The following is a 12,424-nucleotide window of genomic DNA, read 5'->3' on the forward strand; positions in this document are numbered from 1 at the left end:
CGCGAGAGTGGAGCCGTGCGGCACCTCGTCCTCCGCCTGATCGTCGCCACCGCCGTGGCGAGCGTCGCCGCCGTCACCGCGGTGGCGCTGGTCGTGCAGCTCGCGGGCGAGCGCGACCGGCTGCGCAGCGCGTCGGAGTCCGATCTCGCGGCGCTGGTCAGCCTGGCCGAGGCGACCCCGGACGGCGAGGCCCTGCTGCGCGGCATCGCCCGCACCGCCGCGGGTCGCGAGGGCAGGCTCGCCGTGCACGTGGCCGGGACGACCGTCGGCACTTCGCGGCTCGGGCCCGGCGCGCCGGCTCCCGGTGAGGTGCCCGTCGCGGGCGGCACCGTGCTGGCCCGCACCGCGGGCCCGGCCGTCGTCGAGGTGTTCGTGCCCTACCGGGCCCCCGGCAGCGCCGAGCTCGGCCTCGCCGCGCTGCTGATCGGCACCGGCGCGCTGGTCGCGGGCGGCGGGGTGGCGGTGGCCGCGCGCCGGCTGCGGCCGGTCGTCGCCGACCTCACCACGCTCGCCACCGAGGCCGCGGCGATCGGGCGGGAGGACGCGCCGCCGCCCGCCCGCCGGATGCACGTCCCGGAGACCGCGGCGCTCGCCCGGGCCCTCGCGGCGGTGACCGCCCGCTTCGCCGAGGCCCGCGCCCTCGAACGGCGCCTCGCCGCCGACCTGTCGCACCGGCTGCGGACCCCGCTCACCGCGCTCGCCCTCGACGCCGACGCGATCGGCGACGGCCCGGCGGCCGAACGGGTGCGCCGGACCATCGCGTCCCTGGACGGCGACGTCGACGCGCTCATCCGCGCCACCCCCGCCCCCGACGCGGCCCCGGCCCGCTGCGACGTCGTCGCCGTCGTGCAGCGCCGGATGGCGTTCTGGTCGGCCCTCGCCCAGCACAGCAGGCGCTCCTGCGAGGTCCGCACCGCGCCGCCGCCCGCCACGATCGCGCTCGCCGAGGACGACCTCGCCGCGGTCGTCGACGCCCTGCTGGGCAACGTCTTCCGCTACACGCCCGACGGCACCGGCTTCGCCGTCTCCGTGGTGTCGCACGCCGGGTGGATCAGCCTCGTGGTCGACGACGCGGGACCGGGCGTCGCGGACCCGGCCGCCGCGCTCAGCCGCGGCGTCAGCTCCGGGGGTGGCACCGGGCTCGGCCTCGACATCGCCCGCGACGCCGTGGAGGCCACCGGCGGCACGATCCACGTCGAGCGGGCGGCGCTGGGCGGTGCCCGCATCCGGCTGCGCTTCGCCGACGCGGAGCACGAGGCGCCGCACGTGCCGCGCGCATGGCGGCTGTGGCGGGAGCCGGTAACCGGCTAGCCGCCGCCATGACGAACGGCACTTTCGTCGGTTAGGCACCGACGAGAGTGCCGCTCGTCAGTTGGGGAGCCTGATCAGATCGGCGCCGACACCCACCGGCGTGGCGTCGAACCGGTCGGCCAGGTGCGCGGCGAGCGCGCGGAACGCGTCGTGGGTCGCGGGCCGGATCCGATCCAGGTCGATCCGGGCGCCGGTGGCGAGGTGCGGGTCGTGGGGCACCTCGACGACCGCGCGGCAGCGGCCCTCGAAGTGGCGGCGCACGCGCGCGGTATCGACGTGCTTTCCGGCCCGGTCGCAGGTCAGCACGAGCACGGCGGCGCCCACGCGGTCGGCGTGCCCGCGCACCGTGAGCCAGTCGAGGGTCTTGGTCACCCGGCTCGCGCCGTCCGCCGTGGGTGAACCGACGATCACCAGGTTGTCCGCGAGCGCCAGCGTGCCGGCGATCGCGGAGTGCACGAGGCCGCTGCCCGAGTCGGTGATGACCACGTCGTAGAAGCGCCGCAGGACCGTGCACACGCGCTCGTACTCGTCGCGGTCGAACGCCGCGCTCATCGCCGGGTCCTGCTCGGAGGCCAGCACCTGCAACCGCCCGGCCAGGCTGGTGAAGCGCGCGACGTCGGCGAGGGAGCGCAGCGACTCGATCTGGCCCACCATCTCCCGCACGGTCGTCGAGGCGTCACCGGTGAGCCGGTCGGCGAGGGTGCCCGCATTCGGGTTGGCGTCGACCGCGACGATGCGGTCGCCCCGGTTCTCCGCGAGGACCAGGCCGACGCAGGCGGCGACGGTCGTCTTCCCGACACCGCCGTTGATCGAGGTGACGGCGATCTGGTGGGCGTTGCCGAGCGGCCTGCGGATGCGCCGGACCTGCTCGCGGCGCGCGTGCTCGGCGGGCCCGACCCCGGGGTTCAGCAGGCCACCGGTGGCCGAGAAGAGCAGGCCCCGCCAGCCGTCGGTCGGCCGGTCGACGCGCCGCCGGACGATGGTGTCGGAGGTGAGGGCGTCCGCGTCGGGGCCGCCGAGGTCCGCCGGGGCCAGGCCCGTCCTGCGGTGCGGAGCGGGAGACGCCGGGCCCCCCTCCTCGGTGCCGGGCCGCCGGCGCTGGGAGCGGCTGGGGCGCGCCGCGGACCCGTCGTGGTCCCCGACCGGCCGCGCACCTGCGCGACCGTCGGCCTGCTCGTCCCCCGGGCCGCTCACCCGACCACCCCGTTCCCCCACCGTGGTTGTGTCTTGATGATCTCGCCGGGAGGCTACCGGGTGCCCGTCCCACCCGGCGCCGCGAACTCAGCCCGCGGGCTCGACCTCGAACTCGGCCGCGCCACCGTCGACGCTCCCGACCGTGATCCGGTACGGGCCCACCGCGGCGGCCGAGCCCGGCGCCACCGTCGCCGTGGCGCCGTCCGCGGAGAAGGTCACGCCCGAGCCGTCGATCGCCTCGATCGCGATCAACGGGCCCGATCCGCAGGAGAACGAGGTCCGCCCGTTCGTCGTGACGGTGCGCCCACCTGCCCCCGAACTGCTGATGGAGCCCGACGACGAGGCCCGCACCTCGCACCCCGACGCCGACGGCCCCGAGTCGGGCGCCGGCGCGGCCTGCGCGCTCGGCGAGGCGGCACCCGGGGTCGGTTCCCCCGGGACGGTGGTGGAGCAGGCCGAGGTCAGCAGCGCGGCCGCCGCGACGCCGGCGAGCAGGCGGGGCAACGCAGGGAAGATCTTCACAGCGGGCATGGTGCCGCCGATCACGCGCCGTCGCCAGGCCGGCCGGCGAGGACGTCGACGCGCGGCGCGACGACCGGCTCGTCGGCGAAGTCGTCGGCGACGAGCGCGGCGATCTCGAGGAACGCGTCCGAGGTGGCGGTGCGCAGGGCGCCGAGCTCGATCCGCCCACCGGTGGCGAGGTGCGGGTCGTGCGGCACCACGACCACCGCGCGGCAGCGGGCCGAGAAGTGCCCGACCAGCAGGTCGGTGTCGATCTCCTTGCTCGTCCGGTCCCCGGACAGGACGACCACCGCGCGCTCGACCATCCGGCCGTGGCCGTGCGCGACCAGCCAGTCCAGCGTCTTGGCGGCCCGGCTGGCACCGTCGATCGTGAGCGACCCCACGACCACCAGCCCGTTCGCGAGCGCGAGTGTGCCGTCCATGGCCGAGTGCACCATGCCGGTGCCGGAGTCGGTGACCACGACGTTGTAGAACCGGGCGAGCACCGCGCACACCCGCTCGTACTCGGCGCGGTCGAACGCCTCGCTGCGCGCCGGGTCCTGCTCCGAGGCGAGCACCTGGAGCCGTCCCGCGAGGGTGGTGAACCGGGCCACGTCGCTGAGCGAGCGCAGGTCCCCGATCCCGTCGAGCAGGTCGCGGACGGTGGAGTCGGTCTTGCCGGTCAGCCGCTCGGCGAGCGTCCCGGCGTCGGGGTTGGCGTCGAGGGCGATGATCCGGTCACCGCGGTGCTCGGCGAGCACCAGGCCCAGCAGTGCGGTCACCGTGGTCTTCCCGACGCCGCCCTTCATCGACACCACCGCGATCTGGCGCGGGCCGGGCAGGGGTCGCCGCACCCGCAGCGCGAGCTCCTGACGACGTTCCTCGGCCGACCCGATCCCCGGGTTCACCAGGCCCCCGCTGACCAGGTGGACCGCGCGGCGCCAACCGGAGCCCGGCCGGTCGGAGCGGCGCCGGACGATCGTGTACTCGCTCAGCGCGGAGGCATCACCGATGTGCGCGTCGACCGTTGGCCTGACGGGCGCCGGCCCGGGCGGCAGCAGGTCCGGCGGCTGCGCCCGTGGCGGCGCCGGTGGAGGTGCCGTGCGCGGCGGGGGCGGCGGGCCCGACACGGACGGTCCCGGCGCAGACGGCCTTGGTGCGGTCGGTCCGGGCGGTCGCGATGCGGACGGCCCCGGGCCAGGCGGTCTCGGCGCAGCCCATCCCACGTCGGACGGTCGTCGTGCGACCGATCCCGGGCCGGACGGCCTCGGCGCGGACGGCCCCGGCGGTCTCGGCGCAGCTGGTCCCGCGCCGGACGACGGCGGTGCGCCCGATCCCGGGCCAGGCGGTCTCGGGGCGGCCGATCCCGGCCCCGGGGTTCGCGGCACGGGAGCGTGCGCAGGTGGGCCCGGCGGTCGCGGCGCAGCAGGCCCTCGTCCGGACGGTCGCGGCGCGGACGGCCCCGGCGGCGCGGACGGTGACGGCGCGGACGGCGGCGGAGGCGTCGGTGGGGACGCGGAGGGCGGCGGAGATGCGGCAGGCCGCGGCGGCTCCGTCCCGGGCGCCTCCGTGCCGGGATCGCGCGAGTTCCCCCGTGCGAACGATCGCTTCGGCACGTCCCTCCCCCACTCGCGGTGATCACGCGAGCCCGGATCCTACGCAGAACCCCCCGCGCAGGGCGATGAGCAAGCTCGCGCGCGAACCATTGTCACAATGCTCGCGCGCCGCGTGGGCAGTCGCGGGGGTGACCGCGGCACTCACCCGGCGGGTGCGGCCTGCCGTTGCGCGTAGGCCTCCACGAGCTGCTGCTCGGCATCGTGCAGGTACACCTCGAGGTCCTCCGCGGCGCCCGGCCCGTCGCCGTCCTGCAGCCGGTGCAGGATCCCCCGGTTCCGCTCGAGGTAGGGCTCGTGGAAGCGCTGCGGGTCGGCCATGACGTGGAAGACGAGCCGCAGCTCGGCCAGGATGCCGCTCATGAGCTCGTCCGAGCGCGGGCTCCCGGCCAGCGCCACGAGGGCCCGGTGGAACGAGATGTTCGCGGTGCCGAGGGCCTGCCACTCGCTGCGGCGCAGCGCGTCCTCGCCGTCGGCGACCGCGGCGGCCACCACGGGCAGCCCCGGGTGCGGTCCGGACACCGTGCGGACGACGCCGCACTCGACGAGCCGGCGCACCCGGTACAGGTCGACGACGTCCTCGACGGTCAGGGTGCGGACGAACATGCCGCGGTTGAGCTCGTGCGTGAGCAGGCGCTCGTGCGAGAGCAACCGGAACGCCTCCCGCAGCGTGTTGCGGGAGACCCCGAGTGCGTTCCCGATGCCGTCCTCGGCCAGCCGGGTGCCGGGCGGGAACCAGCCCTCGATGATCCGGCTGCGCAGGATTCCCGCGACCCGCTCCGCGGTGCTCGTGCGCGACAGGAGCGCGCGGTCCGCGACCAGGCCGTCGATGGCCGGCCCGTCAGTGGTCACGTCGCCGCCTCCCCCGCCGCCAGATGTTCGACTGAAGGATCGTACAACGATCGAACGCCGCGCTCTTTCGCACCGGCAGCCCGAGATGTCCTGTTCATCCCGGATCGAGCGCCGCCTCACTCACAGTGGGCGACCTTCTCCTCACGGGGAGCGAGGGCGTGCGCAGGGCTTCCGATGGTGATCGAACCGCCATCGATCTGGCAGGGGGACGGCAGTAGGCTGCTGCACAATCGAGTGACGGTTCGACGGCACACGAGGACGGGGGGTAACTGCGTGGTGGAGCACGGGCACCTCGCGGCGACGTCCGTTTCGAGTCTTCTTGCACGCGAGTCGTGGTTCGATCGGGCCGGTCCACCTGGTGGGCCGGCTCTCATCGTGTCGTGAGGCCCGCCGTGACGAGGAGACGGCGGCAGTGATTGTCCTTGGGGGGACGACATGACCGACGGGCCACAGCAGTGCGCCCTGCCCGGATGCAACGAGTTCGTGGTGCAGCCGGACGACGGCGGGCCGCGCCGGTTGTACTGCTCGCCTGCGCACCGCGCATCGGCGCGCAAGATGCGCCACGCCGCGCGCGCGGAGACCACGACCGTCGCAGCCGAGTCGACCACGGGCGAATCGACCGCAGCCGACACCACCGCTCCGGAGAACACCACTCCGCCCGAGCCGCTCGCCGCTCCCCGGGAGCCGGAACCCGCTCCGGCGGCGGCGCTGAGCGACCCGCCGGAGCGCGAGTGGAACCCCGCCGCGTCCTGGACGATCTCGAAGACGCCGCTCCCGCCCGTCCACGCCGGGCGCACCGTCCGGACGATCACCTCGAAGCGGGTGAAGAAGGCGAAGCCGGCCCGCACCAGCGCGGAGCGCAAGGCCGCCGCCACCTCCATGCGGCGCCGCGCCGTGGCGAGCGTCGCCGTCGCGAGCCTGGTGGCCGGCGGCACCAGCTACTACGTCACCGAGAACCTCGGCACCACCCCCACCGTCGTCCCGCCGCCGCAGGCCGCGCCGGAGCCGGCGGTGGAGGCGGACGTCTGGGCGAGCCAGGCCGAGGTCGTGCTCGCGTCGATCAACCAGCAGCTGGAGACCGTCACCCGGACGGAGGCCAGCTGGCAACAGGCGCCCGTGGCGGACCCCGCCCAGCCGCACGAAGCCGTGCAGGCCCTGCGCGAGCGCAAGGCCCAGCTCGAGCAGCAGCGCACCACGCTGGCCTCGCAGCTCGCCGCGCTGCGCACGCTCCCGGAGCTCAACAGCGAGCTCGCCGCGGCGCAGGCGCAGTTGGACGCCGTCGAGAAGACGCTCGCCGAGAACGAGGCCGCCACCGCCTCCGCCGACCACGCCGAGGCGCTCCGGCAGCTCGAGGAGCAGCGCGAGCGGCACCGCCAGGAGCGCGACCGCGCCATCGAGGCGATCGACGAGGCGCGGTCCGGTGTCGAGGAGGCCCTGCGCCGACCGCTTCGCGACGAGGCCGACCGCACCCGGCCGATCGTCGAGCGCGTCAACGCCCTGATGGGCAAGGGCTCCGACGACGACTCCGACAACAAGGACTCCGACAACGCGGACTCCGCGAACGAGGACTCCGACAACAAGGACCCCGGCAACGAGGGGCCCGGCAACGAGAACCCCGACTCGGGCACGGCCGGCAGCGCGGGCGGCAGCACCAACGCCGACAGCAACGCCGGTGCCGTGAACGGGGACACCGGCGGCGACGGGAACAGCACGCCGTCGTCCCCGGACCGTCCTGACGTCTCGGTGCTCGCGGGTGGCGGCGGGTCGCAGTCCGAGCGGCGCGAGTCGGCCGGGCAGGGCTCGGAGTCGCGTGACGGCGACGAGGAGCGCGGAGGACCGGTGCGGGGCATCGCCTCCGGCTTGTCCGGCACCATCGACCGCGTTCTGCCCGGCGGCGACGAGGACTCCGACTCCGACTCCGACCGTTCCGGTCGCGACGAGGACCGGGACGACGACCGCGGCAACAACGACCGGGACGACCGGGACGACCGGGACGACGACCGCGACCGGGACCACGGCGACCGCGACGAGGACGACGACGACCGCGGGCCGGTCGGCGACGTCGTGCACGGGGTGGGTGACGTCGCCGAGGGCCTGCTGGGCGGCTCGGACGACGACGACGACCGCGACAGCGACCGCCGCGGCGATCGGGACGACGACCGCGACGACGACGACCGGGACGAGCGCGACGACGACTCGGCCTCCGAGCACCGCAACCGCCCGATCGGCAAGGCGGAGCGCAACCGTTCGCACGACTCCGACGAGCACTCCCGCGACCGCCACGAGGATCGCGCCGACGACGACGGGGACGACGACCGCGAGGAGCGCGCGGACGGCGACGACGAGCGCAAGCGTCCGAGCGGCAAGGCCGAGCGCGAGCGCAAGCGCGCCGAGGACCGGATCCGTGACGCGGCCGACCGCCTCGGCGACTCGGACCGCGACGACGACGAGAACGACGACGAGGACTCCGGAAAGAACTCGAAGAAGGACTCGAAGAAGGACTCGGACGACGAGGACTCCGACGACTCCGACTCGAAGAAGAAGTCGGACGAGAAGGACTCCGACGACGAGGACTCGCAGGAGAAGTCCGAGAAGGACTCCGACGACGACTCGGACGACGAGGACTCGGACAACGATTCCGACAAGGATTCCGACGACGAGGACTCCGACGACTCCGACTCGAAGAAGAAGGACTCCGACGACGGGGATTCCGACGACGGGGATTCCGACGACGGCGGCGACTCCGACGACGGCGACTCGGACGACTGACCTTCCCAGCGACACCTCGGGCCCTGCCGCGATCCTGCGGCAGGGCCCGAAGTCGTTGCGGTGTGCGTCCCGTCGGCGCTGGTCAGCCCGCGTGGGGCGCCTGCCTCGTGGGCGTCGCGACCGGCCGGCCGCCGAAGCCGTCGGCGAGGAGGGCAGCGAGGGCGACGAAGGCGTCCACGGTGGCGGGCCGCATCCGGTGCAGCTCGATGAACCCGCCGGTGGCGAGGTGGGGGTCGTGGGGCACCTCGACGACCGCCCGGCAGCGCGCCTCGAAGTGTTCGCGCACGCGCCCCGAGTCCACCTCGGTGCTGGTGCGGTCGCAGGACAGCACGACCACCGCGTTGGCGACCTGGGTCGCGTAACCGTGGGCGATGAGCCAGTCGAGGGTCTTGCTGGCGCGGCTGGCGCCGTCGACCGTGGGGGCGCCGACGACGACGAGGCTGTCGGCCAGGGCGAGCGTGCCCTCCATGGCCGAGTGCACCAGCCCGGTGCCGGAGTCGGTGATCACGATGTTGTAGAAGCGGGCGAGCACGGCGCACACGCGCTCGTACTCGTCGCGGTTGAACGCCTCGCTCATCGCGGGGTCCTGCTCGGACGCCAGCACCTGGAGGCGTCCGGCCAGGCTGGTGTACCGGGCGACCTCGGTGAGCGAGTGCGCGGACTCGATGTTCTCCAGCATGTGCCGGACGGTCACCGAGGTGTCCCCGGTGAGCCGGTCGGCGAGCGTCCCGGCGTCGGGGTTGGCGTCGAGGGCGATGATCCGGTCGCCCCGGTTCTCGGCCAGCACGAGCCCGAGGCACGCCGAGACCGTGGTCTTGCCGACCCCGCCCTTGATCGAGCTGACGGCGATCTGGTGCGTGCCCGGCAGCGGGCGGGCGATGCGCCGCAGCCGGTCCCGGCGGGCCCGCTCGGCGTCGCCGAGGCCGGGGTTCACGAGCCCGCCGCTGGCCTTGTAGAGGGCGCCCCGCCAGCCGCGCTCGGGACGGTCGCCGCGGAACCGGACGATCGTCTCCTCGCTGAGCTCGTCGGGCCGTCCCAGGTCCTGGCCGCTCACGCACACTCCTCGCTGACGCTCGTCGCCCGCGCTCGCTGCGCTGCTGCGCCCACCGGTTCGCTCGCGAGCTCGCTCACGCCACGAACCGGTCGGCCATGAGGGCTGCCAGCTCGTAGGCCGCGTCGCGGGTGGCCGGTCGCAGGTGGGCGAGCTCCACGCGCCCGCCGGTGGCGAGGTGCGGGTCGTGCGGGATCTCGACGACGGCGCGGCTGCGGGCCGCGAAGTGCTTCCGGATCCGGTCCTGGTCGACCTCGGCGCTGGTGCGGTCGCAGGACAGGACGACGACGGCCTCCGTGGCGAGCGCGGAGTGCCCGTGCGCGAGCAGCCAGTCGAGCGTCTTGCTCGCGCGACCCGCGCCGTCCACGGTGGGCGCGCCGACGACGATCAGGCTGTCGGCCAGCTTGAGCGTGCCCTCCATGGCCGAGTGCACCAGCCCGGTGCCCGAGTCGGTGATGATGATGTTGAAGAAGCGGTCGAGGAGCGCGCAGATGTGCTGGTACTCCTCGCGGCTGAACGCCTCGCTGGACGCCGGGTCCTGCTCGGAGGCGAGGACCTGCAGCCGCCCGGCGAGGCTCGTGTAGCGCGACACCTCGGTCCAGGAGTGGATCCGGTCGAGGTCGCGCAGCAGCTCCCGGACCGTCACCGACGACTCGCCCGTGAGCCGGTCGGCGAGGGTGCCGGCGTCGGGGTTGGCGTCGAGCACGATCACGCGGTCGCCGCGGTTCTCGGCCATCACGAGCCCGAGCAGGGTGGACACCGTGGTCTTGCCGACCCCGCCCTTGATCGAGCTGACGGCGATGCGGTGCGACTGCACCAGCGGCCTGCGGATCCGGTGCACCACGTCGCGCCAGTGCACCTCCGCGGCGCTCGGCCCCGGGTTCACCAGCCCTCCGGTGGCGCGGAGAACGGCCCGGCGCCACCCCATGGACGGCTCGTCGGGCCGGGCTCGCAGGATCGCGTCGGCGTCCAGCGCCGTAGCGGTCGTCGCGTCGTCCTCACGAGGAGGACCGAGCGGAGAAGCGGGCCCCTGCGAACTCACTGCACCCCCTGGCTGTTGCGGCCCTGGCTGTTGCGGCACCGGCCGTTGCGGCGCTGCGTCGGTGTGCCGCAGCGGTTCCAACCGATGGCCGTACCGCTCCCACCAGATCGAGGGGTCCGGTTCGACCCGACGGCGCACCACGCGCCTGAGCCTATCGTCCTGACGGGCTACATTCGCCAGCCCTGTGATCGAGGACGGATCAATCGATGAGATCCATCCCGGTGCCCGATCGCCCGTTCATCGCGGGACCGGACGGGACCCCGTTCTGGGGGCCCCCGCGCCACAGGTTGCTGCGCCCCCGCGAGACGGTGCGCAGTGCTTTCGTGAGGCTGTCCTCGAACTCGGCGAGCTTCGCATCCACGTAGCCGTCGCATTCGCGGCGCAGGCGTTCCGCCTCACCCTCGGCGGCGTCCACGATCCGCGCGGCCTCGGCGTGCGCCGCGCGCGCGACCTCGCTCTGCGCCACCAGCCGCGCCTGCTCGGCCTGGCCGTCGGCCACGAACCGGTCGTGGGCGGCCCGGCCGGCGTGCGCGATCCGGTCGGCCTCGGCCTGGGCGCGGTCGGTGAGCTCGGCGTACTGGCGCCGCCCCTCGGCGACGGCGCGCTCCGCCTCGTGCCGCGCCCTGGCCACCGTCTGCTCGGCCTCCGCCCGCGCCTCCGCCACCAGCCGCTCGGCCTCCGCCTGCGCGTCGGCCACCAGCTGCTGGGCCTCGGCCTGCGCACTGCTGCGGGTCTGCTCGGCCTCCTGGACGGCGTCGTCGATCAGCTCGTCGCGCCGGTCGAGGACGTCCTGCGCGTCGTCCACCTCGCCCGGGAGCGCCTCACGCACGTCGTCGAGCAGGTCGAGCACGTCACCGCGGGGAACCACGCAGTTCGAGGTCATCGGGACGCCCCGAGCCTCCTCGACGACGGTGACCAGCGCGTCGAGCGATTCGAAGACCCGGTACACGCGACGCATCCTCTCATCGCGGCACGACGCTGCTGCGCATTGCCCAGCGCCAGCGTGTCAAGTTCCGAACGGGTGACTCATGTTTGGTGTTCGGCGATCCGTTCCTGCAGTCGGCCGTACACGCTCTCCGGCAGCAGATGCGCGACGTCGCCGCCGTAGGTCGCGACCTCCTTGACCAGCGAGCTGGAGACGAAGCTGTACTCCGGGTTCGTGGACATGAACAGCGTGTCCACCCCGGCGAGTCTCCGATTCATCTGCGCCATCTGCAGCTCGTAGTCGAAGTCGCTGACCGCCCGCAGGCCCTTGACGATCGCCTGGATCTCGTGGTCGCGGCAGTAGTCGACGAGGAGCCCGTGGAAGGAGTCGACGCGCACGTTCGGGTACGGCGCCGTGATCTCGGCGAGCATCTCCATCCGCTCGTCCACGGTGAACATGCCGGTCTTCTTCTTGTTGACCAGCACCGCGACGACGACCTCGTCGAACAGGGCGGCCGTGCGCCCGACCACGTCGAGGTGCCCGTTGGTGGGTGGGTCGAACGATCCCGGACAGACTGCGCGCCTCACAGTCGGGGACCGTACCGGAGCGCGACGTGCAAGGTCGTCTCCCCGTAGCGACGCTCACGCACCGGACGCAGTGGGGCGGGCCACGGGAAGGGGCCGTCGCGCCCCGCCCGCTCGATCACCACGGTGGCGTCCTCGGCCAGCCACCCGTGCGACTCCGCGCTGCTCAGCCACCCGGCCACCTCGGCGGCCGGCACGTCGTAGGGCGGGTCGACGAGCACGACGTCGTAGGCGCGCTCGGCGGGCGCGGCGAGCACCGTCGCGGCCGGGGCCACGCGCACGACGGCGCCGGGCACGCCGAGCGCGTCGACGTTGCGGCGCAGGACGCCGGCCGCGCGCCGGTCGGACTCGACGAACAGCGCGTGCGCCGCCCCCCGCGACAACGCCTCCAGCCCCAGCGCCCCGGACCCCGCGCACAGGTCGAGCACGGCCGCGCCGTCGAGCCCCGGGTCGGCGGTGAGGGCGGAGAAGAGGGCCTCCCGCACCCGGTCGGACGTGGGCCGGGTGCCCCGAGGCGGCACGGCGATCCGCCGCCCCCCGGCGACGCCGGCGATGATCCGGGTCACGCCCCGACTCCACCGC

Annotated in this window: 11 protein-coding genes; 2 read left to right on the plus strand and 9 right to left on the minus strand. The window is 74.5% G+C overall.

Annotated elements, in window-relative coordinates:
- Positions 1-15: 15 nt before the first annotated feature.
- Entirely contained in the window at positions 16-1,311 is a 1,296-nt protein-coding gene (locus FB558_RS06560; protein ID WP_142049091.1) for a sensor histidine kinase, read from the plus strand.
- 57 nt (positions 1,312-1,368) lie between these two features.
- Here the strand turns inward: FB558_RS06560 and FB558_RS06565 are convergent, their stop codons facing one another.
- From FB558_RS06565 to FB558_RS06580, 4 genes are all read right to left on the minus strand, one after another.
- Positions 1,369-2,505 (minus strand): MinD/ParA family ATP-binding protein, encoded by a 1,137-nt coding sequence (locus FB558_RS06565; protein ID WP_246106278.1) that lies wholly within the window; start codon positions 2,503-2,505, stop codon positions 1,369-1,371.
- A gap of 87 nt (positions 2,506-2,592) precedes the next feature.
- Positions 2,593-3,027 (minus strand): hypothetical protein, encoded by a 435-nt coding sequence (locus tag FB558_RS43110; protein ID WP_170231205.1) that lies wholly within the window; start codon positions 3,025-3,027, stop codon positions 2,593-2,595.
- 20 nt (positions 3,028-3,047) lie between these two features.
- Positions 3,048-4,136, minus strand: coding sequence for a MinD/ParA family ATP-binding protein (locus tag FB558_RS06575; RefSeq protein ID WP_246106279.1), 1,089 nt, complete (start codon positions 4,134-4,136; stop codon positions 3,048-3,050).
- A 627-nt stretch (positions 4,137-4,763) separates the two neighbouring features.
- Positions 4,764-5,471, minus strand: coding sequence for a GntR family transcriptional regulator (locus tag FB558_RS06580; RefSeq protein ID WP_142049093.1), 708 nt, complete (start codon positions 5,469-5,471; stop codon positions 4,764-4,766).
- A 435-nt stretch (positions 5,472-5,906) separates the two neighbouring features.
- Here FB558_RS06580 and FB558_RS06585 point away from each other — a divergent pair, with 435 nt between their 5' ends.
- On the plus strand, positions 5,907-8,240 hold the full coding sequence (locus tag FB558_RS06585) for a hypothetical protein (protein WP_142049095.1): 2,334 nt from the start codon (positions 5,907-5,909) through the stop codon (positions 8,238-8,240).
- Between the two features lie 82 nt (positions 8,241-8,322).
- Here the strand turns inward: FB558_RS06585 and FB558_RS06590 are convergent, their stop codons facing one another.
- From FB558_RS06590 to rsmD, 5 genes are all read right to left on the minus strand, one after another.
- A complete protein-coding gene (locus tag FB558_RS06590) occupies positions 8,323-9,294 on the minus strand; it encodes a MinD/ParA family ATP-binding protein (RefSeq protein ID WP_246106280.1) in 972 nt (323 codons plus the stop codon).
- 73 nt (positions 9,295-9,367) lie between these two features.
- On the minus strand, positions 9,368-10,219 hold the full coding sequence (locus tag FB558_RS06595) for a MinD/ParA family ATP-binding protein (RefSeq protein ID WP_142053785.1): 852 nt from the start codon (positions 10,217-10,219) through the stop codon (positions 9,368-9,370).
- A 313-nt stretch (positions 10,220-10,532) separates the two neighbouring features.
- Positions 10,533-11,282, minus strand: coding sequence for an SPFH domain-containing protein (locus FB558_RS43115; RefSeq protein WP_170231206.1), 750 nt, complete (start codon positions 11,280-11,282; stop codon positions 10,533-10,535).
- Positions 11,283-11,359: 77 nt separating this feature from the next.
- A complete protein-coding gene (coaD, locus tag FB558_RS06605; protein WP_142049099.1) occupies positions 11,360-11,845 on the minus strand; it encodes a pantetheine-phosphate adenylyltransferase in 486 nt (161 codons plus the stop codon).
- Positions 11,842-12,408, minus strand: a complete 567-nt coding sequence (gene rsmD, locus FB558_RS06610) for a 16S rRNA (guanine(966)-N(2))-methyltransferase RsmD (RefSeq protein ID WP_142049101.1) — start codon at positions 12,406-12,408, stop codon at positions 11,842-11,844. Before rsmD ends, coaD begins: the two co-directional genes overlap by 4 nt.
- Between the last annotated feature and the right edge of the window lie 16 nt (positions 12,409-12,424).

The organism is Pseudonocardia kunmingensis (genome assembly GCF_006716445.1).
Classification (GTDB): Bacteria; Actinomycetota; Actinomycetes; order Mycobacteriales; family Pseudonocardiaceae; genus Pseudonocardia; species Pseudonocardia kunmingensis.